Below are 24674 nucleotides of genomic sequence, written 5' to 3'. Positions count from 1 at the left end.
AATCTGAATTTAAGGGGGACTATTCCGACAATCGGTAACTCGATGAGCGGCGTTGCGCGAGATTCACGATTCTCAGTAGTAACACTAATTGGTTAACGAGTTAGAAATTTCCTATTATTTCATGGAGCAATACTTCGGTTCATTCAATGAAACAGACAACGCCGATATCGTCGCTGGAGCGCCCGCTCTTTCTGACCAGTTTTTTTTCGCATGAAAAGCCGGTCTGGACCCTGGCGGATCTGGCCCGGGTCTCCGGCTTGCCCAAGGCGAGCTGCCTGCGCGCGCTGCGGGCACTGGAGCGCTTCGCGGTGATCCAGCGGTTCGAGGGCGGCTATCGTCTGGGTACGCGCCTGCTGGAGCTGGGCGGAATCGTTCAGGCGAGCTATCCGGCGCGGCGCGTGGCCATGCCTTTTCTCGAGCAATTGCGCGACCAGACGCTGCAGTCGACGCAATGGGTGATACGCGACGGCAACGAGGGCATCTATCTCGACGTATTCGAGTCGCGTGCCCGGGTACGCATGTATATCGCACCGGGGCGGCGCGCGCCGCTTTATGCTGGTGCGTCCACCCGCCTGATTCTTACGTTTTCCGATGCGCATCTCAAGGCGGAAATCCTCGGCGGAGCGATGCGCGCCTATACCGAAATCACGCCGTGTGCCCCGGCCGAGCTGGAGGCGCTGATCGATTTGTCGGCGCGCACCTGGCTGGCTGCCAGCTTTGGCGAGCTCGAGCCGCATTCGGCCGAAATTGCGGCGCCGGTATTCGGGCTGGGCGGTGAATTCGTCGCTGCGATCAGTCTGGCGGGAACCGCTGCGGTGTTTGCCGATGAGGCATCGTTGCTGGGGTATTTGGAGGCAGTATCGAAAACGGCCGAGGAGGTATCCCGCACGCTCGGGTATAGCGGGCCGTGGCAAACGGATCCGCGGCGGTTTTTGCAGGAAATGCCGGCTTTGTCCCCGGACAGGGGGCGCGCGGACTAGCGTCGGATCAAGGGCAGCAAAGGGTCGAGTCGACTGTGACCGTATTTCTTTCTCAGGGGAAATTGCAATGAAGAAACTGTTTGCAGTACTGATGGCGAGTTTGGGGATCGCGCTGGCGCAGGGTGCGTCCGCGCAGCAAAAGGTGATCAAGATCGGGGCGGTCTATCCGTTGAGCGGCGCGCTGGCGTCGACCGGAGGCGAGCTCAAGCAGGCCATCGAGCTCGCGGAGGACATCATCAACAATCCGCATCCCGAACTCAAGGGCATTCCGCTTGCCGCCGGCGCAGGCCTGCCGAAGCTGGGCGGGGCGAAGATCCAGGTGGTTTTCTCGGACTCGCAGGGCAAGCCCGGCATCGGGCAGGCCGAAGCCGAGCGCCTGATCGATCAGGAGCATGTGGTGGCGCTCACCGGCGCCTATCAGTCCGACGTGACCAAAACCGCCAGCCGTATTGCCGAGCAGCGCGGCATTCCCTATCTGAACGGGGAATCGAGCAGCCCCGATCTGACGCAACGTGGCTACAAGTGGTTCTTCCGCACCACGCCGAACGACGAAACCTTCATTCACAACATGATGGAGTTTCTCGATGGCCTGAAGAATCAGCCGACCAAGAAGATCGCGGTGGTGTACGAGAACACCGACTTCGGCGTGAATACCTATAAGGCCGTGCAGAAGTTCGCCAAGCAATCGGGCCGTGAAATCGTCGCGAACATCGCCTACTCGGCCGGCTCTCCGTCGCTGAACTCCGAGACGCAAAAACTCGCCGCGGCCAAACCCGACGTGGCAATCTTCGCCAGCTATACGTCGGACGCCATGCTGTTCGTGCGCACGATGCGGCAAATGAACTACGCTCCGCCGATTTTCCTGGCCAACGACGCCGGCTTTATCGATTCGCGTTTCATCTCCGAGGTGGGTCCGCAGGTGCAAGGCGTGCTCACGCGTGACGTGTGGTCGAACGATCTGTACACCGTCAAGCCGATCATCAAGCAAGTCAACGACATGTTCAAGGCCAAGACCGGCAAGGATCTCAACGGTAACAGCGCGCGCTCCCTGCAAGGGGTGCTGGTGCTGGCCGATGCGATCAACCGTGCCGGCTCGACCAATCCGGAGGCGATCCGCAAGGCGCTGGCCGATACCAACCTGAGCGCGGATCAAATCATCATGCCGTGGGCGGGCGTCAAGTTCGACAGCAACGGGCAGAACCTGAAAGGGCAGGGTTTGATTCTGCAGCTGGAAGGCAAGCAATATCAAACCGTGTGGCCTGCCAACTACAAAAAGAAACAGAACCTGCCGATCCTTCCGTTCACCTGGAAGAAGTAAGCGGGTTGCTGCCGACAGTCTGATAAAGCAAGGAGAACGATGTGTTCGAGGCTCTCGCCACGGGTTTATTCAACGGCCTGATCTACGCAGCGATCGCGGTGGGTCTGGCGTTGATATGGGGCATCACGGATGTCATCAATTTTGCGCACGGTGACTTTCTGATGCTTGGCATGTATGCCGCCTACTGGATGTTCACCCTCGGGCACGTCGATCCGACCCTGTCCGCACCGATCGCCGCATGCCTGCTGGCTTTCGTGGGGTTTCTGTCCTATGCGGTGATCATCCGGCCGCTGCAGCGCGGCTCACCGATGATCGTGATTCTGGCGACCTTCGGGTTGGGGCTGGTGCTGCGCCAGCTTGCTTTCATCGCGTTCTCGCCGGATTACCGCAATCTGCCCGATACCTGGCTCTCGGGGGCGGTCAATCTCGCCGGTGTCTCGCTTGGGCGTCCCCAGGTGGCCACCGGCCTGGTGGCCCTGGTGGTCACCGGGCTGCTGTTCCTGCTGGTGTATCGGACCCGCTGGGGACATGCATTGCAGGCGGTGGCCGAGGACCGGCAGGCAGCGTCGTTTGTCGGCATTGCCGCGGACCGCATCAACGCGCAAGTATGGATGCTGGGCAGCGCGGCGGTGGGGCTGGCAGGCGCTTTGCTCACCAGCTTTTTCTACGTATTTCCGTCGGTCGGCAGCGTATTCGGACTGCTGGCTTTCGTAGCGGTGGCCATGGGCGGTTTCGGATCGCTGCCGGGTGCTTTCATTTCCGGCATCCTGATCGGGGTGGTCGAGTCGATGACCGGTTACCTGGTCGAGCCCGCCTATAAGATGGTCAGTATTTTCGTGATTTTCCTGCTGGTCCTCTGGTATCGGCCGCGCGGTCTTTTCGGGCGGTGGTGACATGGACGAATCCCAATTGGAAATCGAACCGCAACCGGTGCAAGTGTTTTCTTCGCAAAGAAAGGACGTGGCCGAAATGAAGGCAACAGCCCCCACCGGCCAACCTTGGATCAAATGGGTTCTCGGATTGGTCTTGCTTGGATTGATTGTGTTTCCATTCATCGTGACCGATCCCTATTCGCAGCAGATCGTCGTGATGGCGTTGATGTACGGCGCATTGGGCGCGGCGTGGAATCTGGTGGGCGGATTCCTCGGGCGCGTCTCGTTCGGCCATGCCGTGTTTCTCGGTCTGGGCGCCTACACCACGCTGCTGCTGCTGCATCACGCCCATCTCAGCCCCTGGCTCGGAATTCCGCTGGGTGGCGTGGTCGCCGCCGTGGTTGCCTTCGTCGTCGGCAGGCCCACGCTGCGGCTGACCGGGCACTATTTTGCGATGGCCACGATCGCCGTGCTGTCGGTCGCGCAACTGCTGGTCGTCAATTGGGATTGGGCCGGCGGCGCGACCGGCGTCGAAGCGCCGATCGCCAATAGCGCGTGGCTGCTGCTGTTTCGCTCCAAGGCGCCGTATTACTGGATTGCCTTCGCGCTGGCGCTATTTACGCTGTGGGCCACGATCGCACTGGTGCGCTCCAAGACCGGATTCTACTGGCGGGCAATCAACGGCGACGAGGCCGCCGCGCGCAGCCTGGGCGTGCCGGCCGAGCGCTACAAGATGCGCGCCTTCGTGCTGTCGGCCGCGCTCACCGGCGTCTGGGGCGGCTTCTATGGCGTTTATATCGGATTCATCGACCCGGATTCCGCGTTCAATTTGACGCTTTCCGTGCAGATCGTGCTGGTCGCCATTCTCGGCGGGGTCGGCAGCATCGCCGGGCCGTGGCTGGGCGCCGCGGTGCTGATTCCTCTGGCCGAAGGCACGCGGGTCGCGCTGGGCAGCTCCGGCCAGGGCATGGACTTGCTGCTGTATGGGCTGGCGATCGTTCTGGTCAGTTTGTTTTTGCCGAGTGGTTTAATCACATTGAGGTTACGTCGTGGCTCTGCTCGAAGTTAAGGAACTCACTAAACGCTTTGGCGGGCTGGTTGCCAATGCCGACGTCAGCTTTGGGGTCGAGAGCGGAGAAATCGTCGCGATCATCGGCCCCAACGGTGCCGGCAAGAGCACGCTGTTCAATTGCCTGGCCGGACATTTTGCGCCGACCTCGGGCAGCGTGACATTCGACGGCAAAGAACTCGTCGGGCTGACGCCCGAAGCGGTCGCGGCCCGAGGTTTGATGCGGACCTATCAGATTCCGCGCAGCTTCGGCGCGATGACCGTGCTCGAAAACGTCATGGTCGGCGCATTGCTGCATCATCCGACGCTGGCCGGCGCACGCGAGGCGGCACACGAGGTGCTGGCGCTGGTGGACCTGGACAAGCGAGCCGAGGTCAAGGCGGGCGAGTTGAACGTGGCCGGGCAAAAGCGAATCGAGTTGGCACGCGCGCTGGCGACTTCGCCCAAGCTGCTGCTGCTCGACGAGGTGGCCGGCGGCCTGAATCCTACCGAGGCGGTCGAATTGGCGGAAATTCTTCGCAAGATTCATGCGCGGGGTGTCACGCTGGTGATCGTCGAGCACGTGCTCGAGGTCGTGATGCGTCTGGCGCATCGGGTCATGGTGCTCAATTTCGGCAAGCTGATTGCATCGGGCGAGCCCAAGGAAATCGTATCCAACCCGACCGTCATCGAGGCATATCTGGGGAGAAAGTACCGTGCCTGAGAACAACAATACGACGTTGCTCAAAGTCGAGGACCTGCAGGTTGCCTATGGCGGCGTGCAGGCGGTGCGGGGCATTTCGCTCGAGGTTTCCGCGGGCGAGATCACGGCTTTGCTCGGAGCGAACGGCGCCGGCAAATCGAGCACGCTGCTCTCGCTGGTCGGCTCGGTCAAGCCCAAGGCCGGGCGCATCACCTTTGACGGCAGCGATATCACCGGACTGACGCCGGACGTGCTGGTCAAGCGCGGCATTGCGTTGATCCCGGAGGGCGGTCGCGTATTCGCGCGCCAACCGGTCGAGCAGAACCTGCGCCTGGGCGGCTACGTGGTCGCCAACGACGCTACGTATCGCGAGCGCATCGATCAGGTCTACACGCTGTTTCCGCGCCTGGCCGAGCGGCGCACCCAGATCGCCGGGACGCTTTCCGGTGGCGAGCGGCAGATGCTGGCCATCGGTCGGGCCCTGATGAGCGGGCCGCGCCTGTTGCTGGTCGACGAACCCAGCCTGGGGCTCTCGCCATTGTTGGTCGAGACTGTGTTCGACACACTGGCCAACCTCAACAAGATGGGTACGACCATTTTGCTGGTCGAACAAAATATGGCGCAGGCGCTGGAAGTGGCCAAACGGGCTTACGTCATGCAAAGCGGCAGGATCGCGCTGCATGGCGACGCCGATGAAATTGGCGCCTCAGACGAAGTAAGGCGGGCCTATCTCGGTTTGTGAGTGGGGTTGGACGCCCTCACGCCGGAACCCGGAATGGCGCCGCCTGGCGCCATTGTTTCAGGCGCGGCCGGCAGTGCCGAAGCATTGCCGGCGAGGGTCATCGGCATGGTTGGCCCCGAGCTCAAAAAAAGAGGCGCACGAAGCGCCTCCAAGCTTGGGTCTAGCAAGATGAAAGTTCGTTATTTTTGTGCGCCTTCGGTGAACCACTGCGCGAGCTTGGTGCGTTCCTCCGCGGTGATGTGCGTGACATTGCCCAGCGGCATGGCCTTTAGCTGTACCGCTTGCTGGTAGATGCGCTCCGCATTGGCCGAAATTTCGTCAGGCGTGTCGAACATGACGCCGGCGGGCGCACTGCCCATCATCGTCGGTTTAGCCGAATGGCATTCGATGCAGCGCGCCTGCAAAATCGGCTGGATATCGGCCAGCCGGATCGGCTTGGCCGAGGCGTTGGCCGGCATCGGGACGGCCGCGGGACGCGGGGCGGCCCACACGGCGACGCCGACGAGCAGCGCCGCGCCGGCAACCGGCAGCGCGTAGACGTTCTTGCCCGCATGACGCAGCACGAAGAACTGACGGATCATCGCGCCGGCGAGCATGATCAGCGACAGCATGATCCAGTTGTACTTGTTCGTGTAGGTGAACGCGTAGTGGTTGCTGATCATGATGAACACGACAGGCAACGTGAAATAGGTGTTGTGCACCGAACGTTGCTTGCCCAGTTTGCCCGGTCGCGGATCGGGTGTTTCTCCACGCGAGAGTGCATCGACCATCTTGCGCTGGCCGGGGATGATCCAGAAGAACACGTTGGCCGACATCGAGGTCGCCATCATTGCGCCGATGATCAGGTACGCCGCGCGGCCCGAGAAGATGTGCGTGGTGGCATAGGTGCAGGCAACGATGAAGATCGCCACCGCCACGCCCAGCACGCGGTCGTTCTTGCCGAGCAGGCGGCACAGCCCGTCGTAGACGATCCAGCCGCCGGCCAGGAACGCCAGCGCAATGATCACCGCCGCGCTCGGGGTGATGTTCGCCACGCTCTTGTCGATCAGGTAGGTTTCGGGCTGCATCAGGTACAGCACCGTGAACAGGCCGAAGCCTGACATCCAGGTGGCGTAGGATTTCCATTTCGACCAGTGCAGCTCGGCCGGCATTTTCGGCGGCGAAACCAAATACTTCTGCGAGTGGTAGAAGCCGCCGCCATGCACCGACCACATTTCTCCCGATACGCCGCGTTGGCGAGCCTCGGCGTCTTGCGGCGCCTTCAGGCCGTTGTCAAGCATAACGAAATAAAACGACTCGCCGATCCAGGCAATGGCGGCCACGACGTGCAGCCAGCGCAGCGCCAAATTGAGCCAATCGGTAACAAACGATTCCATCTTGTGTCTCCTGATTACTGCTTAGCTGCCGCGATAAGTGCTGTAGCTCCACGGGGAGACCAGCAGCGGCACGTGGTAGTGCTGTTGGGTGTCGGCGATGCCGAAGCGCAGAACGACGCGATCGACGAAGCGCGGCGAGGGCACGTCGACGCCCTGGGCGGCGAAGTAATCGCCGGCGTGAAACACCAGTTCATATTCGCCGCGCAGGAATTCGTCACCCTCGAGCAGCGGCTTGTCACAGCGGCCGTCGTGATTGGTTTGCACGTCTCTTAGCAGACTGCGCGTGCCGTTTTCGCAGGCATACAGCTCGACCCGGATGCCGGCGCCCGGCCTGCCATGCGCCGTATCGAGCACATGCGTGGTCAGTCGTCCCATAAATCCTCCTCTCTTGAATGCCTGAATTGTAGGGAGATTGCCGCTTCATAACGCAAGCAATAACAAAGATAAAACGGCGCGCATATCGTCAATGAGCGCCATCGCAATGCGCCCGAACGGATCGCAGAGGCTGCGGGTTAACGCGTAATTATTGCTTTGGCAAATAGTGCGAATAACAAAATGCGTATATCGGCGCGGCCGGCTTGCCGGAAAATCGGCCGTTATGCCCCACCGGGCTTGAGCCTATCGGGAAAACCCGAGGTTCGATATCAGGCTTTGCGCATATGGGCTATGTAAAAAGCAATATATGCCCGGCACGGCTTGTCACGACGCGTGCCGGGCAGGTACCTTTGCCTTGCGTCATACACAAAGGAACAAGTAGGAGGAGATAGAACCATGAGTAACGCCGCGGTGCACCCCATCGACGAAGTATTGCCGTTGGGCAAGTTGTTGACTCTCGGATTGCAGCACGTGCTGGTGATGTATGCCGGCGCAATTGCCGTTCCCCTGATTATCGGCGGGGCCGCCGGCCTGCCCAAGGACCAGGTGGCTTTTCTGATCAGCGCCGATTTGCTGTGCTGCGGCATCGCGACGCTGCTGCAGTCGATCGGTATCGGCAAGTTCGGTATTCGCATGCCCGTCATCATGGCGGTGACCTTCGCCGCGGTCGGGCCGATGCTCGCAATGGCCGGCAATCCCGCGCTGGGCCTGCCCGGCATTTACGGATCGACGATCGCCGCAGGCATCATCGGCACGCTGATCGCGCCGCTCATCGGCAAGGTGCTGCGCTTTTTCCCGCCCCTGGTCACCGGCATCGTGATCACCTCGATCGGCTTGACCATCGTCGGTGTGGGTATCGACTGGGCCGCCGGCGGCGTTGGCAACCCCGATTACGGCAGCCCCGTCTATCTGGGCATTTCACTGGCCGTGCTGGTATTCATCTTGTTGATCACACGCTATGTACGCGGCTTTTTCGCCAACATTGCCGTGCTGCTGGGCATGATGTTCGGTTTTGCCATTGCCCTGATGATGGGCAAGGTAAGCTTCGCCGGCCTGGCTCAGGCGAAGTGGTTCGCGCTGGTGACACCGTTCCATTTCGGGCTGCCCAAGTTCGATCCCTGGTCGATCGCCACCATGGTGGTGGTCATGCTGATCACCTTCATCGAATCGACCGGGATGTTCCTGGCGTTGGGCGAGATCTGCGAGCGCCCGGTGGACGAGAAGACACTGGTGCGCGGCTTGCGCGTCGATGGCCTGGCCACGGTGATCGGCGGCCTGTTCAACAGTTTCCCGCACACCTCGTTTTCGCAGAACATCGGTCTGGTCGGCATTACCGGGGTGCGCAGCCGCTGGGTGTGTGCCACTTCCGGTGTCATCCTGGTCATGTTCGGCCTGGTGCCGAAGATGTCGATCGTCGTGGCTTCGATTCCGCAGTTCGTGCTGGGCGGTGCGGGCATCGTGATGTTCGGCATGGTGATGGCCACCGGCATCAAGATCCTTGCCAAGGTCGATTACGAGAAAAACCGCTATAACCTGTATATCGTCGCGATCGGCATCGGCATGGCGATGATCCCGGTGGTGTCGAACAAGTTCTTCAGCAAGATGCCGGTGCAGCTGGCCCCGCTGCTGCATAGCGGGATCCTGCTGGCGGCCGTCTCGGCGGTGGTGCTCAACGCTTATTTCAATGGATTCAAAGACGAAAAAAAGCATTCGGCCGGTGAGATAGCCGGCCAATTGGGTGAAGTGCACTGACATCGCGCGGTTGATCTCCAGCGAGATGCGTTGGGGGCGTAAGCCCCCTTTTTTATATGTCGATTAACGCATGCCAAACAAAACCTTATTGATCCGCAATGCCGAGTCGCTGGTGACGATGGATGCCCAGCGGCGCGAAATCAGACAGGGCGGCCTGTTCGTCGAGAACAACCGCATCGTGGCGGTCGGCCCGAGCGAGACCTTGCCGCACAGCGCCGATGAAGTCATCGACCTGCGAGGACATATCGTCATTCCGGGGCTGATCAATACGCATCACCATATGTATCAGAGCCTGACGCGCGCCGTGCCGGCCGCGCAAAACGGCGAGCTGTTCAACTGGCTGAGCAACCTCTACCCGATCTGGGCGCGCCTGACCCCGGAGATGATCGGCGTGTCGACGCTCACGGCGATGGCGGAGCTGATTCTGTCGGGCTGCACGACCTCCAGCGACCATCTCTATATTTATCCGAACGGCTGCCAGCTCGACCATAGCATCGAGGCCGCCGCGCAGATCGGCATGCGTTTTCATGCCAGCCGCGGCAGCATGAGCGTCGGGCAAAGCAAGGGCGGATTGCCGCCGGATGCGGTGGTCGAGGACGAAGCGGCGATTCTGCGCGACACGCAACGCCTGATCGAAACCTACCATGACGCCGATCGCTACGCGATGCAGCGCGTGGTGGTGGCGCCATGCTCGCCGTTTTCGGTCAGTCGCGACCTGATGCGCGAGGCGGCCGCGCTGGCGCGCCATTATGGCGTGTCGCTGCACACCCATCTGGCGGAAAACGTCAACGATATTGCCTACAGCCGCGAGAAATTCGGCATGACGCCGGCCGAGTATGCGCAAGACCTGGGCTGGGTCGGCCACGATGTCTGGCATGCGCACTGCGTCCAGCTCGACGCGCAGGGCATTGAACTGTTCGCGCGCACCGGTACCGGGGTGGCGCATTGTCCCTGCTCGAACATGCGGCTGGCCTCGGGAATTGCGCCGATTCGCAAGATGCGCGACGCCGGGGTGCCGGTCGGCCTCGGCGTCGACGGTTCGGCCTCGAACGATGCCGGCCATATGATGAGCGAGGTACGTCAGGCGTTGCTGCTGCAGCGCGTCGGGTTCGGACCGGACGCGATGACGGCGCGCGAGGCGCTGGAGATCGCCACGCTGGGCGGGGCCAAGGTGCTCAATCGCGACGATATCGGGGCGCTGGCGCCGGGCATGGCAGCTGACTTCGCCGCTTTCGATCTGCGCCAAATCGGTTTGGCCGGCGCGCTGCACGATCCGCTCGCGGCGCTGGTGTTCTGCAACCTTGGAGCGGTCGCCTACAGCGTGATCAACGGCCGGGTGGTGGTGCGCGAAGGACAGATCGCCACGCTGGACCTGCCGGCCACGATCGAGCGGCACAACCGGCTGGCGCAGCGTCTGGTGGCGGGATGATTCAGGACTGGCCGCGCTGCTCGAGCAGCGTGCGCGTGGCGTCGGAAATGACGCTGCGCAGCCAGCGCACTTCGTCGGAGTAGTGCGTACGCTCGTGCCAAAGCTGGTAATACTGCATCGGCGGAAAATCGATCGGCGCCTCGACCACCGTCAGGGGCAGAAAGTCGGCGTAGTAATCGGCAAACAGCCGCGTGGTGGTGAAGATCAGGTCCGACTTCAACAGCACGTAAGGCGCCAGGTTGAAGTAGGGAATCGTAACGACGACGTTGCGCTTGAGCCGCTCACGCGCCAGATGCATGTCGATCGCGCCGCGCTGGGCCACCGAATAGGGTGACGGCGCCAGGTGCGGACTCTGCAGATAGTGATCGAGCGTGAGTTCGCGCTTGGCAAACGGATGCGAGCTGCGCATCAGGCAGACGATCTGGTCGACGAACAGGTTGCTCAGGTGCAGCTGCTCGGGCGGCTCGGGCCAGTTGCCGATCACGATGTCGACCTTGCCTTCCTCCAGCGCATGCTCGTAATCGAAGGCCGGCCCCAGCGAATGCAGCTCGAGTTGCGCGTTGGGGGCTTGCTGCCGGAAACGCTCGACGACCGTGGGTACGAAGTAGACGTTCAGATAGTCCGGCGAACCGATGCGAAAGGTGCGCACTGTCGTGGCCGGGTCGAAAGTCGATTGCTGGACGGTGATCCGTTCGATTTCGCGCAACGCGTTCTGGGTCGGTTCGAGCAGCGACGCACCATATTCGGTCGGCACCATGCCCGACTTGCCGCGCACCAGCAACGGATCGCCAGTGATATCCCGCAGGCGGCGCAACGCCGCGCTGATGGCCGGCTGGGACTGATTGAGCTTGACGGCGGCCCGGGTGACACTGCGCTCGATCATCAGGGTGTTCAATACCCGCAGCAAATAAGTATCGATGGGTTCGCGAGTTTGGCTCATGATCGTTATATCCGTTTGCTAATGATTTGATGCTTGTTGCATAAGCAAAGCATTATGAAGCATAACTGCGCGCCGAGCCATACCGAAATTCCTGAGGCCGACGCGGCACGGCGCCGGGTCGGCGCGCCGCTTCCTGCGGTACTATCCGGGGCGGGGCTCGACATGCCGAGACGCCTCGCATGCGAGTCGCGTTCTCCTTTCCCGTCGAGCGGCAAATTTTGAAAGCAATATCTGGGACAGGAGTAGTTTCAATGCGACGTCGCGACATTTTGATTGCGCTGGCCGGCTCCGCGGCAGCCACGTTGTTGAGCGGATGCGGCAGGCGCGAGGGCGGCGAAGGGGCGGGCGCGGCACCAGCCAGCGCACCTGTTGCGGCATCCGGCGCGATTGTGCCCGCCGGGCCGATGGGGGTGGCATTCGTGTATGCGGGCAACGCCGACGACAACACCTGGGTTGGCTCGCACGAGCTTGGTGCCAAGGCCGTCGAGCACAAATTCGGCGACAGGATCAAAGTCACGCGTGTGCCCAACGTACCGGACGGCGCCGCTTCGGAGCAGGTATTCCGTAATCTCGCCAGTCAAGGCAGCCGGCTGATTTTCGGCACGTCGTTCGGCTACATGGATGCGATGCTCAAGGTTGCCGCCGAATTCCCGCATGTCATTTTCGAACATGCGACCGGCTACAAAAGCGCGCCCAACCTGGGCACTTACGACGTGCGCGGCTATCAAGGCGCGAGTCTGGCGGGCGTGATTGCCGCCTACGTGACCAAGCGCAACATCATCGGATACGTCGCCTCGATGCCGACTCCCGCGGCGATCCGCAACATCGACGCGTTTACGATCGCCGCGCGCGCGCTTAATCCGGACATCAAGGTGCAGGTGGCGTGGACCAACAGTTGGTCGGACCCGGACAAGGAGCGGGCGGCGGCCGAGGCGCTGATCGGGCAGGGGGCGGACATCCTGATGCAGAACGTCGGCTCGGCAAGCGTGATGCAGGCCGCGCAGGCGCACAGGATCCATGCGTTCGGCTGGGACGCCGACATGAGCAAATACGGTCCGCAGGCGCATTTGGGCTCGGTCGTGATCGACTGGAGCCAGTATTACATCAAGACCGTGCAACAGGTGATGGAAGGGCAGTGGACCAACCAGCCGGTCTGGAACGGCATCCGGCACAATGCCGTCGACCTGGTCAGCATCAACGCCAGGGTCGTGCCGGAGGTCGCGCAAAAGGCCGAAGCCGCGCGCTACGATGCATTCCATGATGGCGCCTACGATCCGTTTGCCGGCCCACTCAAGGATCAGGCCGGAACCTTGCGCGTGCCCGCCGGCAAAACGCTGGACGATGCGGAAAAGCACAATATCAACTGGTTTGTCGAGGGCGTCGAGGGGGCCCTGCCGGCCGCCTGACCGAAATGTCCATGGCCGCCCTACGAGAGGCCGTAGCGCGCAGGTATTCTCTACCTAAAGCAGTCCAAAATTAATAATTTAGGATTGCATATGGAAAGCTAATTGGATATTTTCGAGGCATCGAATTTTCTGGAGAGAGTCGATGCCGAATGTCCGATCCGCCGCTGCGCCCGCTGCCCTCTCATCCGACCGGCCGAGCGCCGCCGACGTCACGATTTCCGGAAACATCACCTACGACTGCATTCCCGTGGCCGTGTCGCGCGATGCCCAGGGGCAGCTGCAAGCGAAGCTGGACTATGACGCCACCGCGCGCTATGCGGTGGCCAACGCCGTGGTGATGGTCGTCGATCCGCAGACGCGGCGCGTACTGGCCGACACCCTGAGCGACGTTGCCGGCGCCTACGCCGTCGCAGTGCCGCCCAACGTGCGCGCGATGGTCAGAGTCGAGGCCCGCATGATGTCGGCCGATATCGCGCCGGACGGGCGCCCGGCGTGGGAGGTCGCGGTGCGCGACAACCACTCCGAGGAGTTCCGCAGCGTGCCCGAGCAGGCAACCGTGTATGCGCTGGAGAGCGAGCCGTTCGACACCGGCACACGCGGGCGCACCGTCGCGCTGCATGCGGGCTCGGGATGGAGCCGCGATCTGCAGCGCTACCCGGCGAGCCGACCGGCGGCGCCGTTTGCGATTCTTGCGGCGATTCATCAGGCCATTCAGCGCGTGCTCCTGGTCGACCGGGCGGCTGTCTTTGCGCCGCTGAACGTCTTCTGGCACCCGCATAACGTACCCGAGACCCGCAATCCGCATCAGGAGGAAGCGACGCCGGACGATCCGCTCGAACGTCTGTCGCGCGGCTACATCGGCACCAGTTTCTTCAAGGTCACCCCGCCGGGCTCCGGCATTTATCTGCTCGGCGCGCAGAACCTGGATACCGACGAATATCACCCGGCAACCATCATCCATGAATGGGCGCATTACTTCGAAAATGCTTTTTCTCGCGCCGACAACGGCGGCGGCGCGCACGAGGAGCATCCCGACATGCGCTCCGGCTTTACCGAGGCGTGGGCCAACGCGCTGTCGAGCATTGTGCGCGGCACCCCGATCTACGCGACCACTTGCGGCCAGAAGCAGGCCAGCACAGGCGCCGCATTCGATCTCGACGAAATCGGCACGCCCCGAACCTGGTATGGCGAGATGCCGATATCGCATGCGCTTTACCAGTGGGCGAAGTCGCCGCATATCGGTTTTCAGCCGATTTACGATGTGATGGTCAACGAGCAGAAGCGCGTGGGCGCATTTACGAGTCTGCTTAGCTTTGCCGCCCGCTTGCGCAAGCGGGTCGGGATCGCCGGACAGGGCGAGATCGATCGGCTGTTGCGCGCTCTCAATACGGTCGAAGGCGCGTCGCTCGACGAATGGGGCACGCGCCAGCGCGTTTTGCCAGCCGATGTGGTTGCGCCGAGCGAGCAGCGCTATTTGCTGCCGATCTACACGGAACTGATACTCGACGAGCCTTCTCCGCCGCTGTGTCTGACGGACAAATTCAATCGCAGCGAGGCAGGCAAGGCAACCCGCGGCTGCGTCGGCAACCGGAGATTTTTGCGCTTCACACTGGCGCGGCGGGGCAACTACCGCGTCATCGGCGAGGTGGCTGCGGGCAGTCCGCAAGACGTGCCGCTGCCGTATTTCGACCTGTATCTGGGCGGCACGAAGATCGCCCATGACCCGACCGACGCGAATGGCTGGGCCTATTACGATCTGCCGCCGGCCACCTACGCCGCCGAGATCTATCCGGCCGCGCAACAGCCGCTGGCGGGCTGTTTCCGGTTCACGTTGAAAAGAGCATGAGCGGGGGGCGTGCGGCGGCCGGCATGACGTAGCCGCGAACCCATCGCCGGGCCACGGCCGTGGTGGCGGCTATGCTAAAATAACAGGTTCTTCCCCCGGTCTGTCCTTCAGGAAATCCCCAGTGCTGTCCACCGCCAACATCACCATGCAATTCGGGCCCAAGCCCTTGTTCGAGAATATCTCCGTCAAATTTGGAGGGGGTAACCGCTATGGCTTGATTGGCGCGAACGGGTGCGGCAAGACGACTTTCATCAAGATTCTGGGCGGTGACCTGGAGCCCAGCGGCGGCTCGGTCATCCTTGATTCGAATGTTCGGTTGGGCAAGCTCAAACAGGATCAGTTCGCCTACGAAGACCGGCGAGTGCTCGACGTCGTGCTGATGGGCCACACCGAGATGTGGCAGGCAATGAGCGAGCGCGATGCGATCTACGCGAATCCCGAGGCGACCGACGACGACTACATGCACGCCGCCGAACTGGAGGCTCGCTTCGCCGAATACGGCGGCTATACCGCCGAGGCGCGCGCGGGCGAGTTGCTGCACGGCGTGGGTATTCCGATCGACCAGCACAACGGTCCGATGAGCGCTGTGGCGCCCGGCTGGAAACTGCGCGTGCTGCTCGCGCAGGCGCTTTTCTCCGACCCGGACGTACTGCTGCTCGACGAGCCGACCAACAATCTCGACATCAACACCATTCGCTGGCTCGAGGACGTGCTCAACGAGCGCAATTCGACCATGGTGATCATCTCGCACGACCGTCACTTTCTGAACGCCGTGTGCACGCACATGGCCGACATGGACTACGGCACGCTCAAGATCTACCCGGGCAACTACGACGACTACATGCTGGCCTCGGCGCAGGCTCGCGAGCAGCAGGCAAATGCCAATGCCAAGGCGAAGGAACGCATCGCAGATCTGCAGGATTTCGTGCGTCGGTTCTCCGCCAACAAGTCGAAGGCCCGGCAGGCCACCAGCCGTCTCAAGCAAATCGACAAGATCAAGGTCGAGGACATCAAGCCGTCGTCCCGACAGAACCCTTTCATCCGGTTCGAGTTCGAGAAAAAGCTGCATAACCACGCGGTGCGGATCGAGGGCATCACCAAATCGTATGACCGCGTAATTTTCAAGCAGTACGAGGGCGCGGTGCAGGCCGGCGAGAAAATTGCCATCATCGGCGAGAACGGCGTCGGCAAGACAACTTTCCTGCGTAGCCTGCTGGGCGACCTGGAACTGGACGCGGGCGCCGTGAAATGGGCCGAGAACGCCAGCGTGGGCTATATGCCGCAGGATACGACCGAGGCGTTCCCCGACGACAAGGTGCTGACCGACTGGATGAACCTCTGGACTCAGGAAGGCGACGACGACCAGATGATTCGCGGCACGCTCGGTCGGCTGCTGTTCTCGGGTGACGACGTGCGCAAGTCGGTCAAGGTCCTCTCGGGAGGCGAGAAGGGCCGCATGATCTGGGGCAAGCTGATGCTTGGCCGGCACAATGTATTGATGATGGACGAGCCGACCAACCACATGGACATGGAGTCCATCGAGTCGCTGCAGATCGCGCTGGACAAGTTCGCCGGCACCCTGGTTTTCGTGTCCCACGATCGGGAATTCGTCTCGTCGCTGGCCACCCGCATCATCGAGATCAAGCCGGGCGGTGAAATCGTCGATTACCACGGCACCTACGACGAATACCTGCGCAGCCAGGGCGTCGAAGTCTGACCGGCGAGGTTGCCACCCGTTCGCAAAACGCCGGCCTCGCGCCGGCGTTTTGCTTTCCCGCCAGCGCTGACGGCAACAGTCGGCGGCGCTACAATGAGCCCCTATTTGTTTGCGCACGGGAGTGCATTGCCATGCAGAGTTACGATAAATTCTATATCAATGGCCAGTGGGTCGCGCCGCGCGGCGGCGACACCATTGAGGTGTTTCACTCTGCGACCGAAGAGCCGATGGGGCGAATTCCGGCCGGCATCGAAGCCGACGCCGAGGCCGCGGTTGCCGCAGCCCGTGCTGCGTTCGATGCATGGGCGGCCACGCCCGCGCTCGAGCGCGGCGCCTATTTGCGCAAAATTGCCGAGGGCCTGCGTGCGCGCACCGATGAACTGGCGCGCAGCATCACCGGCGAAGTGGGGATGCCGATCAAGCTCTCGCGCGCGATTCAGGTCGGCGGCCCGGTCTACAACTGGGGCTACTATGCCGATCTCGCCGGCAGTTATTCCTACGAGGAGCGGGTAGGCAATTCGCTGGTGGTGCGCGAACCGGTGGGCGTGGTGAGCGCGATTACACCGTGGAACTATCCGCTGAACCAGATCACCTTGAAGGTCGCGCCGGCCCTGGCAGCCGGTTGCACGGTCGTGCTCAAGCCATCGGAAGTCGCGCCGTTCAACGCGTTCATCCTGGCCGAAGTGATTCATGAGGCGGGTTTGCCGCCCGGCGTGTTCAATCTTGTGACCGGCTATGGGCCGGTGGTCGGCGAGGTGCTGGCCAGCCACCCGGACGTCGATATGGTTTCGTTCACCGGCTCCACCCGGGCCGGCAAGCGGGTGTCGGAGCTGGCCGCGCAGACGGTCAAGCGGGTCGCGCTCGAGCTGGGCGGCAAGTCTGCCTCGGTGATTCTCGACGACGCGGATTTACCGGCCGCCGTCAAGGGCACGCTCAACGCCTGTTACCTCAACTCCGGACAGACCTGCTCGGCGCATACCCGCATGCTGGTGCCGGCCAGCCGCTACGAGGAGGTCAAGGCGCTGGCCAGGCAGCTCGCCGAATCGTTCGTGCTGGGCGATCCGCGCGAAGAAACCACGCGTCTCGGCCCGCTGGCGTCGGCCGCGCAACGCGAACGCGTGCTGGCCTATATCCGCAAAGGGCTGGAAGAGGGCGCCGAACTGGTGACGGGCGGGGCCGAGCGGCCCGAGGGGCTGGACAAGGGCTTTTTCGTCAGGCCCACCGTGCTTGGCAATGTCGCGCCGCGCGCAACGGTTGCCCAGGAGGAAATCTTCGGTCCGGTGCTGACGATCATCACTTACCAGGACGACGACGACGCGGTGCGCATCGCCAACGACTCGATCTACGGGCTGGGCGGCGGCGTATGGTCCGGCGACGAGACCCGGGCACTGGCGATTGCCCGCCGGATGCGCACGGGGCAGGTCGACATCAACGGCGGCCAGTTCAATATGCAGGCGCCGTTCGGCGGCTTCAAGCAGTCCGGCAATGGGCGCGAGAATGGCGTGTACGGCCTGGAAGAGTTTCTGGAGTACAAGTCGCTGCAGTTCCGCGCCCGCTGAGCCCGACTTGCGATCGTCATCCGGATGCGGTGCGCCCGCTTGGCGGGCGTGCCGCTTTAGGATCGCTCGGGCGCGAAGCGCATGGCGGTGCCTTCCTGCGTGATCCGATCCCAGATCGCCTGTTTCTCCGCTTCACTCAGAAAAACCCAGTTCGATACTTCGAAGGCGGTCCGCCCGCAGCCCTTGCACACCTCGTCGAACAAGGTCGAGCAAACGCCGATGCAGGGGCTATCGGGGCGGTCATGCAATTCTGAAGACATGGGATTGACGCAAAAACACGGTTGACGGGCAGCCGCAGTCCGGCATGGGGCGGCGCGGCACGCCATTATCGCACCGCGTGCCCAGTGCTGCCGGCGCTTTTTCAATGACTGCGGATTACCACCGCGCGACGCTGTAACCGATACGGAACTGGCTGTGCCTGCGCTGGTTGTAGTCGAGCAGATCCTCGCCCCAGCCATTGAAGTAGCCCACCCAGAGGTACCCGCCGGCCCCGCTCAGCAGCTTGCCGAGCGGATATGTCAATTGTGCGTCGATACTGCCGTAGCCGCCGCGCGTGCCCTTGCGCAGCGTGGTGGCCAGTTGCCACCCGTTGGGCTTGCCGTAAATCAACAGCAGATCCATGTAGCCCCGGTAATGCGCAATATCGGGGTTTTCACCTTTCTCCAGATAGGCGTAGAGCTTGGGCTCGACGGTCCAGTGATAGTCACTTGGATTGCCGAACGTGAAAATCGGTTTTACGAAAGCGATATTCAAACTGCGCGAATCCGCTCCGCCACGTCCATTCGATTCATGTTCGAGACCCGCTGCCGCGCCAAGCTGGGTAAACCAGCGGCTGTGCCATCCGGTGTCGGGAATGTAATAGAACAGGCTGGGGCGATAGTTGCTGTCGCGAAATGGCTTGGACGGCGCCTCAAGGTTCCACATCGCGAGCTGCGTATAGCCGAAATAGAGGTTATCGAGAAACGCCTTCGAATTCGGCGCCTCGGGGGCCAGCAGGCGAAACTTGAAACTGAACTGGAATTTTGCGTTGGTATCGCCGTTTTTACCGACGGCAAAATAGATCGGCTCGTTCACCGACAGGCGTGACTGCAGTCTGGCGATACTCGAATCCGCCGTGACGAAATCGTGGGGCGTACTGGCGGGCGGGGCATTTTCCGCGACTTCGGCCGAGCGAGCGGCGGGCGTGCCGGTCACCGAGGCGGAGGCGGGTAGCGGCGCCGCGCTGGCCACCGGCACGGATGGCGCGGCACGGTCGAGCAGCACGATGAATGTGGCGGCGTCCCACTTCAGCAATGACACGCTGGCGGACCCGCGCATTCGGGCGGGCAGCACCGCGCTGTAGCGCACCTTGCGGAATTGACCGGGCGAGAGCGTGAGTCGGCCTGGCGCCTGTGCGTCGCGGCTCAGTGTCAGCGCAACCGGACGATTGTCGGCGTTGGAGACCGATGCTTCGATACTGGCCGGCAGCGTATAGGTTTCGCTTTTCGATTCGTCGTTATCGATCAGCACCGTGATGATCAGTGGTGCGTCACCGTGAAGCGTGCGCGGCGGTTGCAGCAGGGTCAGGCTGGCGTGCGCCTGATTTGCAGCCAGCAGCGCTGCGGCGAAGACCAATGGCGTGGCGATGGCGCGCCGTGCCGCGCGCGGTTTGCTGAGGTATGAAGCCATCGTTTTCCGAAATAAGACCTCGTCATACGGCGCGAGGCGGGATGTTTGCGGGCATTGAAAAACTGCTGCGCGTGCCGGACTCGGGGCGGGCAGTGCCCGGAATACGCATATGTGTCGCATACGCGCCGATTCCTGCGCTGGCCCGACCCGATTCAAACCCGCCGGTTACGTATTTTCAATGCTCCGCTACGCAATATCCGCATACCGGACGCACCGGTTGCGGCCGAGTGATTTGGCGCGGTAAAGCGCCGCATCGGCGCGGTGTAACCAATGTTTGTCGTCGTCGCCGGCAACGAGTTCGGCAACGCCGGCACTGATGGTGAATTGGATCAAACCCTCCGCGGTGGGCACGCTCAACTGGCAAACCGCCTCGCGCAGGCGTTCGGCAGCCGCCAGAGCGACGGCTTCATCGCTATTGTCGAGAATGATGCCGAATTCCTCGCCGCCGATGCGGCCGCAGATGTCTTCGCCGCGCAGCGTGTTGCAGCAAAGGCGCACGAAGGCTGCGAGTACGGCGTCGCCGGCGGCATGGCCCCAAGTGTCGTTGATCTGCTTGAAATTATCCAGATCGACCAGGATCAGGGCCGCACGGTGACCGGTATCGGCCATTTCCTGCCGCAAGCGCTTGAGAAAATGACGACGGGTCAGGCTGCCGGTCAGCGCGTCGTACTTGGCTTCATGCTCCAGGGTTGCATTCAGGGCAAGCGTGGCGGCCAGATGTCGCCGCCCGCGCGACAGGTACAGCACCAGCAGTGTGGCCAAGGCGCACAGACTGACGAGCAGGGCGCTGAGCAAGAACGTATAGCGCCGGCGCTCGGTCTGGAAGGTTTCCAGATCGGGCGTGGGAGTCACCGTGTAGACCGACAGGCCCCCGTCGAGCGCACTGGTGATTTTGAGCAGATTCGGTGGGCCGTCCGGCCCGAACGTAACGAGCGATGCGTGATCGTCGTCCGGCAGAAGCTTCTTCACCTCGGCCGGCAGCGATGCGCGGTATGGCGCCAGGGGCAGCGTTGCGAAAGTGGTGCGTTGATAAAGGTCGGCCCGTTGCCATACCGTCATCGACAACACTTTCGCATCGGGCATCGCCTTGCCGACAAAGCTCGGGTCATTCGCAAGAATGATCACGCCGTTGGGATCGACAATGAACGACTTGCCGGTGTTGACCCAGTGCTCCATTTGCACCAGTCCGAGTTTGACGATAATCGCGCCGACGATATCACCGTTGCGATAGACGGGAGACGAGAGAAAAATGCCGGGGGTGCCGCTGATCCTTCCGACGCCGTATTGCTGACCGGGCCGGCCGAGCAACGCGGCGCGCAGATAGTCGCGATCGAGGTGGCGCGTGCCGATCACTGTTTGCCGCTCGTAATAGTCGCTCGATGCGACGCAATAGCCGTCGGGCGTATCCAGCCAGACGTGGGCCACGCCAAAGTAGACCTGGGCCGAATACAGCAGCTGATTGAGTCTCTCCAGATCGGGGTCGTTGAGCAGGCGATTGCGCGCCGCCTGCGGCGACAAATGGGTCAGACTCGGTGTCGAGACGCGGGCCAGCCCATTCTGGATCTGTTCGATATGCGCGAGCAGCGACGGGATGCCGCGCACCATCAGCATATCCTGGTCGATGTTGCGCGCGACGTTATCCGACAGGCGACCGGAGAGATCGCGCTCCTCCACCAGCGAGCGCAACATGCGATGGCTCACGAGCGCGTTGGCCGTCACTTGCGCCACGGTCGAGCAAAGAAGCACGATGCCGACGGCGGCGAGTAGCGGCCAAAAATATTGCCATCTGGCTGCCCGACTCGGCCCGCCGTCGCTGAAATCGTCCGATTCGGTCGAATCGGACGAGGGCGGTTGCGGCGTTGTGTTCTTCAGGGTTGTCTGGGGTTGACCGTCAGTTGGTCGAACGCGCCAGCCATTCCCGGCCGCGCAGCAGGCATTCCCAGTAGACCCACGGGAAGATGTGCTTCTTCATCACCCACGCGATGTGATTTGCCTTGGTGCCGTCGAGCGGGAATGTCGGCAGCAACTTGCCGTTGTAGCCGAATTCGGCCAGCACGACCTTGCCGCGTTCGACCGTCAGCGGACAGGCGCCGTAGCCGTCGTAACGGGTAGGCAAGGTCTGCCCGTCGAGCGCCGCCAGCAGGTTCTCCGCCACCACTACGACTTGCTTGCGCACCGCGGCCGCTGTCTTCGCATTGGACGCCGAGATCACGTCGCCGAGCGCGAAGATATTGGCATGACGCGCGCTGCGCAGGGTGTTCGGGTCGACGTCGACCCAGCCGGCCTCGTTGGCCAGCGCGCTGGCGCGAATCACGTCGGGCGCACTTTGCGGCGGCACCACGTGCAGCAAGTCGAACGGCTTGTCGACGGTCTGCGAATTGCCGTCGGCATCCTTGAGCTCGAAGCGGGCGATCTTGCGTTGGCCGTCGACGGCGCGCAAATGGGAGCCGAAGTTCAGATCGACACGGTATTTCTCGACATATTCCATCAGCGCGGGCACGTAATCCTTGACGCCGAACAGCGCGGGGCCGGCCAGGTGGAATTCGGTCTTGCACTGATTCAGCAACCCCTGGCGTTGCCAGTAGTCGGCTGACAGATACATTGCCTTTTGCGGCGCGCCGGCGCATTTGATCGGCATCGGCGGCTGGGTAAACAGCGCATTGCCGCCGCGGAATTCCTTGACCAGCTGCCAGGTATAGGGTGCGAGATCGAAACGGTAATTCGACGTAACGCCGTTCTTGCCGAGCGTATCGGTCAAGCCGTCAATCGCTTCCCAGTTCAACTGCAGCCCCGGGCACACGGCCAGGTAACGATAGTTCAGCTGCCGGCCGTCGGAGAGCATGACGCGATTCTGTTCCGGCGCGAAGCCGGTTACGGCCGCCTGGATCCACGTGACACCCGAGGGGATGCATTCTGCAGTGCGGCGCGCGGTTTTGGCGCTCTCGAACTCGCCGGCGCCGACCAGCGTCCAGGCGGGTTGATAATAATGGGTGTCGCTGGGTTCGATCAGAGATATACGCAGTGCGGGCCGCCGTTTGCGCAAGCTGGCCGCCAGGCCGATGCCCGCTGCGCCGCCACCCATGATCAGCACATCCGGAACGTCTTGAGGCGTTCCCTGCGGCGTGGCCGGATTCGGGGTTACATCGTGCGGCATGAAAAATCTCCTGAGAGAAAACTGGCGGTTGCCAGCAATGAAATGTCATCGGTATTGTCGTGAGGGCACATTGTAAATCAGGTGCGGCGTCTGGCGGCGCAGCCGGGCGCGACCGCTCGCCGGATTGGCTCGCTCAGCGTCGTTTGCCAGATCGCATGCGGGGCTCGGGCAACTGCTTGAGAGCATCCTCGGCGGCTCGCATGGCCTGCGCGATTTTACGCTGCAGCCACTGTTGCGCCTGTGCACGCGCCGGTGCGTCGAGCGGTAAATCCTCGAGCAGGCGCTGCGCCACGGCCGCGTCGTTGCGCTGGCCCAACGCATCCTGGCATGCGCTCAGGTGAGTAAAGAAGCTGGCGTGCTGCGCTTTGGCGAGCAGCGGTGTCAGTGCTTCGCTGGTGTAGCGCAGGCGTTTGACGCGAAGGCGCAGGCGATGGCATGCGTCGGCCGACAATTGTGTCGCGTGTTCTGCCGCGGGATAAAGCGCGCGATAGTACTCGCGAAGCAAGCGGCGCGCTCTGTCGAGGAAGCGGCTGCGGCGGCGATCGAGCATCGAGCGCGCCCTCGATCGAAACGGATTGGACGCGCCGTCGATGCAGCGTTGCATGCGCCGGTGAAATCTCGCATAGCGCTGCCGTGAGCGGGCACGAGCCAGTCGGCCATGCGCGGCATGCTGGCCAGCGCGCGCCGCGCCGAGCACGGCCGGCCAATCGGTCAGATGAGGATGCGCCGCGGCGAGCGCCGGCAAGGTGACGCCGATCAGCACGTCATAGTCGCGTGCCGCACCCAGCGCGGAAGAAATCCACGAGATATCCGAGCGCAACCGGTGACGCCATCCACGCTTGAGCCAGGGCCGGAAAAGTGTCAGCAGCGTGCGCATGCGGCGCAGTGCCACGCGCAGCTGGTGCAGGGATTCGGCAGCGTCCAGCCCGGCCTGGCGTGCCGAGCTGGCTTGCCAATGCGAGGCGACTTGATCGAGTTGGTATCGAAAGTTGGCGGCGATGGAGGTTCGGGCGCCATCGTGGGGGGACATTGCGCTGACCCAAGACGCTGAAAATATTTTCACAATAGCACGATGGCAACTTGCCGCGGGCCATTGGTGCACAATTGCGGCGCAAAAAAAAAGCCGGCGCAAGCCGGCCTTCGAGTGGTTTTGCTACGACTTACTTTTTATTCACTGCGTCTTTGAACGCCTTACCGGCCGTGAACTTGACGGTCTTGGCCGCCGGAATCTTGATCTCCTCGCCAGTTTTCGGGTTGCGGCCGATACGTGCGGCACGCTTGCCCGACGAGAACGATCCAAAGCCGACCAGTTGAACGCTTTGACCCTTGGAAACAGCTTTCTTGACGGTCTCCAGCAGCGTGTCGAGCATTTCGCCAGTTTGCGCTTTGCTCGAACCGGTCTTACCTGCGATAGCTTCGATCAATTCCTGTTTGTTCATATTCGTTTTCCTATGAGGTGGTGAATACCGGCGTCAACTCTAACACTTTCGTCTCGCGCAAGGCCAGACGCGGGTGTTGTATCCGCGCACTTGGTTCGGACCCCGCTCGGTCGATCGAGTGACGCGATATGTTCGACCGAATGGCGCCTGCGTAACCGCGGGGCGGGCCGGCTGGCCGCATTATAGGGCCTCCAACCGCCGGAAAGCCAGTCTGGGCGTGATTTTCCGGTGTTTTGCCGGTCTCCGGACGATTTGCCGGAACCGGATCGGCCAGCCGCAGTGATTGGCGTGCATGCCGATGCGCAGGTCGGAGCTATCCGGGAAACTCCCTATCACACCAAACCCTGGCG

General features: G+C 62.3%; 20 protein-coding genes and 1 pseudogene. 12 read left to right on the top strand and 9 right to left on the bottom strand.

The features are described 5' to 3' along the window. Nucleotides 1-146: 146 nt before the first annotated feature. The 6 genes from PATSB16_RS09980 to PATSB16_RS09955 all read left to right on the top strand — a co-directional run bounded on the left by PATSB16_RS09980 (nt 147) and on the right by PATSB16_RS09955 (nt 5663). Nucleotides 147-980, top strand: a complete 834-nt coding sequence (locus PATSB16_RS09980) for an IclR family transcriptional regulator (RefSeq protein WP_047213997.1) — start codon at nt 147-149, stop codon at nt 978-980. A gap of 67 nt (nt 981-1047) precedes the next feature. Continuing rightward, nucleotides 1048-2298: an ABC transporter substrate-binding protein gene (locus PATSB16_RS09975; RefSeq protein WP_047213996.1), complete on the top strand. Its 1251-nt coding sequence runs from the start codon at nt 1048-1050 to the stop codon at nt 2296-2298. 41 nt (nt 2299-2339) lie between these two features. After that, on the top strand, nt 2340-3191 hold the full coding sequence (locus PATSB16_RS09970) for a branched-chain amino acid ABC transporter permease (protein ID WP_047213995.1): 852 nt from the start codon (nt 2340-2342) through the stop codon (nt 3189-3191). A 1-nt stretch (nt 3192) separates the two neighbouring features. Beyond that, entirely contained in the window at nt 3193-4239 is a 1047-nt protein-coding gene (locus PATSB16_RS09965; RefSeq protein ID WP_418303887.1) for a branched-chain amino acid ABC transporter permease, read from the top strand. Further along, nucleotides 4220-4942 carry an ABC transporter ATP-binding protein gene (locus PATSB16_RS09960; protein ID WP_047213994.1) on the top strand — a complete coding sequence of 241 codons (723 nt, stop codon included), beginning with the start codon at nt 4220-4222 and terminating at the stop codon, nt 4940-4942. Before PATSB16_RS09965 ends, PATSB16_RS09960 begins: the two co-directional genes overlap by 20 nt. A gap of 16 nt (nt 4943-4958) precedes the next feature. Next, a complete protein-coding gene (locus PATSB16_RS09955) occupies nt 4959-5663 on the top strand; it encodes an ABC transporter ATP-binding protein (protein WP_047216452.1) in 705 nt (234 codons plus the stop codon). Between the two features lie 179 nt (nt 5664-5842). Here the strand turns inward: PATSB16_RS09955 and PATSB16_RS09950 are convergent, their stop codons facing one another. Both PATSB16_RS09950 and uraH read right to left on the bottom strand, forming a co-directional pair. Beyond that, nucleotides 5843-7039, bottom strand: a complete 1197-nt coding sequence (locus tag PATSB16_RS09950) for a urate hydroxylase PuuD (protein ID WP_047213993.1) — start codon at nt 7037-7039, stop codon at nt 5843-5845. A gap of 21 nt (nt 7040-7060) precedes the next feature. Beyond that, the gene (uraH, locus tag PATSB16_RS09945; RefSeq protein WP_047213992.1) at nt 7061-7414 is read right to left on the bottom strand and encodes a hydroxyisourate hydrolase; all 354 of its coding nucleotides are present in this window, start codon (nt 7412-7414) and stop codon (nt 7061-7063) included. A gap of 396 nt (nt 7415-7810) precedes the next feature. Between uraH and PATSB16_RS09940 the strand changes: the two genes are divergently transcribed. Further along, entirely contained in the window at nt 7811-9166 is a 1356-nt protein-coding gene (locus tag PATSB16_RS09940) for a nucleobase:cation symporter-2 family protein (protein ID WP_047213991.1), read from the top strand. Between the two features lie 70 nt (nt 9167-9236). After that, a complete protein-coding gene (locus tag PATSB16_RS09935; protein ID WP_047213990.1) occupies nt 9237-10595 on the top strand; it encodes an 8-oxoguanine deaminase in 1359 nt (452 codons plus the stop codon). A 1-nt stretch (nt 10596) separates the two neighbouring features. Here the strand turns inward: PATSB16_RS09935 and PATSB16_RS09930 are convergent, their stop codons facing one another. Further along, the gene (locus PATSB16_RS09930; RefSeq protein ID WP_047213989.1) at nt 10597-11535 is read right to left on the bottom strand and encodes a LysR substrate-binding domain-containing protein; all 939 of its coding nucleotides are present in this window, start codon (nt 11533-11535) and stop codon (nt 10597-10599) included. Between the two features lie 251 nt (nt 11536-11786). Here PATSB16_RS09930 and PATSB16_RS09925 point away from each other — a divergent pair, with 251 nt between their 5' ends. The 4 genes from PATSB16_RS09925 (at nt 11787) to PATSB16_RS09910 (ending at nt 18063) form a co-directional block, all read left to right on the top strand. Continuing rightward, entirely contained in the window at nt 11787-12941 is a 1155-nt protein-coding gene (locus tag PATSB16_RS09925) for a BMP family ABC transporter substrate-binding protein (RefSeq protein ID WP_072628633.1), read from the top strand. A 142-nt stretch (nt 12942-13083) separates the two neighbouring features. Then, nucleotides 13084-14787 (top strand): hypothetical protein, encoded by a 1704-nt coding sequence (locus tag PATSB16_RS09920; RefSeq protein WP_047213988.1) that lies wholly within the window; start codon nt 13084-13086, stop codon nt 14785-14787. 121 nt (nt 14788-14908) lie between these two features. Then, nucleotides 14909-16504, top strand: a complete 1596-nt coding sequence (locus tag PATSB16_RS09915) for an ABC-F family ATPase (protein WP_047213987.1) — start codon at nt 14909-14911, stop codon at nt 16502-16504. Nucleotides 16505-16635: 131 nt separating this feature from the next. Beyond that, on the top strand, nt 16636-18063 hold the full coding sequence (locus PATSB16_RS09910; RefSeq protein ID WP_047213986.1) for an aldehyde dehydrogenase family protein: 1428 nt from the start codon (nt 16636-16638) through the stop codon (nt 18061-18063). 56 nt (nt 18064-18119) lie between these two features. On the opposite strand, the gene PATSB16_RS09905 is transcribed toward PATSB16_RS09910, so the two are convergent. The 6 genes and pseudogenes from PATSB16_RS09905 to PATSB16_RS09880 form a co-directional block, all read right to left on the bottom strand. Continuing rightward, nucleotides 18120-18323 carry a DUF1289 domain-containing protein gene (locus PATSB16_RS09905; RefSeq protein ID WP_047213985.1) on the bottom strand — a complete coding sequence of 68 codons (204 nt, stop codon included), beginning with the start codon at nt 18321-18323 and terminating at the stop codon, nt 18120-18122. A gap of 115 nt (nt 18324-18438) precedes the next feature. After that, nucleotides 18439-19731 (bottom strand): phospholipase A, encoded by a 1293-nt coding sequence (locus PATSB16_RS09900; protein WP_047213984.1) that lies wholly within the window; start codon nt 19729-19731, stop codon nt 18439-18441. Between the two features lie 186 nt (nt 19732-19917). Beyond that, a complete protein-coding gene (locus tag PATSB16_RS09895) occupies nt 19918-21420 on the bottom strand; it encodes a sensor domain-containing diguanylate cyclase (protein WP_062551268.1) in 1503 nt (500 codons plus the stop codon). Between the two features lie 202 nt (nt 21421-21622). Continuing rightward, the gene (locus PATSB16_RS09890; RefSeq protein ID WP_047213982.1) at nt 21623-22885 is read right to left on the bottom strand and encodes an NAD(P)/FAD-dependent oxidoreductase; all 1263 of its coding nucleotides are present in this window, start codon (nt 22883-22885) and stop codon (nt 21623-21625) included. Between the two features lie 133 nt (nt 22886-23018). Further along, nucleotides 23019-23915, bottom strand: coding sequence for a CHAD domain-containing protein (locus PATSB16_RS09885; protein ID WP_047213981.1), 897 nt, complete (start codon nt 23913-23915; stop codon nt 23019-23021). Nucleotides 23916-24045: 130 nt separating this feature from the next. Then, a pseudogene (locus tag PATSB16_RS09880) lies at nt 24046-24336 on the bottom strand (HU family DNA-binding protein); the annotation flags it as partial. Nucleotides 24337-24674 lie beyond the last annotated feature (338 nt).

Source organism: Pandoraea thiooxydans (assembly GCF_001931675.1).
In the GTDB taxonomy this organism is placed as follows: domain Bacteria; phylum Pseudomonadota; class Gammaproteobacteria; order Burkholderiales; family Burkholderiaceae; genus Pandoraea; species Pandoraea thiooxydans.
This window is presented reverse-complemented; position numbering and strand designations above follow the sequence as displayed.

Excerpts from the sequence above, each read along its gene's own strand:
- PATSB16_RS09980 (WP_047213997.1), top strand. The coding sequence starts at position 147 with ATGAAACAGACAACGCCGATATCGTCGCTGGAGCGCCCGCTCTTTCTG.
- PATSB16_RS09975 (WP_047213996.1), top strand. The coding sequence starts at position 1,048 with ATGAAGAAACTGTTTGCAGTACTGATGGCGAGTTTGGGGATCGCGCTG.
- PATSB16_RS09965 (WP_418303887.1), top strand. The coding sequence starts at position 3,193 with ATGGACGAATCCCAATTGGAAATCGAACCGCAACCGGTGCAAGTGTTT.
- PATSB16_RS09950 (WP_047213993.1), bottom strand. The coding sequence starts at position 7,039 with ATGGAATCGTTTGTTACCGATTGGCTCAATTTGGCGCTGCGCTGGCTG.
- uraH (WP_047213992.1), bottom strand. The coding sequence starts at position 7,414 with ATGGGACGACTGACCACGCATGTGCTCGATACGGCGCATGGCAGGCCG.
- PATSB16_RS09940 (WP_047213991.1), top strand. The coding sequence starts at position 7,811 with ATGAGTAACGCCGCGGTGCACCCCATCGACGAAGTATTGCCGTTGGGC.
- PATSB16_RS09935 (WP_047213990.1), top strand. The coding sequence starts at position 9,237 with ATGCCAAACAAAACCTTATTGATCCGCAATGCCGAGTCGCTGGTGACG.
- PATSB16_RS09930 (WP_047213989.1), bottom strand. The coding sequence starts at position 11,535 with ATGAGCCAAACTCGCGAACCCATCGATACTTATTTGCTGCGGGTATTG.
- PATSB16_RS09925 (WP_072628633.1), top strand. The coding sequence starts at position 11,787 with ATGCGACGTCGCGACATTTTGATTGCGCTGGCCGGCTCCGCGGCAGCC.
- PATSB16_RS09920 (WP_047213988.1), top strand. The coding sequence starts at position 13,084 with ATGCCGAATGTCCGATCCGCCGCTGCGCCCGCTGCCCTCTCATCCGAC.
- PATSB16_RS09910 (WP_047213986.1), top strand. The coding sequence starts at position 16,636 with ATGCAGAGTTACGATAAATTCTATATCAATGGCCAGTGGGTCGCGCCG.
- PATSB16_RS09905 (WP_047213985.1), bottom strand. The coding sequence starts at position 18,323 with ATGTCTTCAGAATTGCATGACCGCCCCGATAGCCCCTGCATCGGCGTT.
- PATSB16_RS09900 (WP_047213984.1), bottom strand. The coding sequence starts at position 19,731 with ATGGCTTCATACCTCAGCAAACCGCGCGCGGCACGGCGCGCCATCGCC.
- PATSB16_RS09895 (WP_062551268.1), bottom strand. The coding sequence starts at position 21,420 with ATGTTGCGCTCGCTGGTGGAGGAGCGCGATCTCTCCGGTCGCCTGTCG.
- PATSB16_RS09890 (WP_047213982.1), bottom strand. The coding sequence starts at position 22,885 with ATGCCGCACGATGTAACCCCGAATCCGGCCACGCCGCAGGGAACGCCT.
- PATSB16_RS09885 (WP_047213981.1), bottom strand. The coding sequence starts at position 23,915 with ATGTCCCCCCACGATGGCGCCCGAACCTCCATCGCCGCCAACTTTCGA.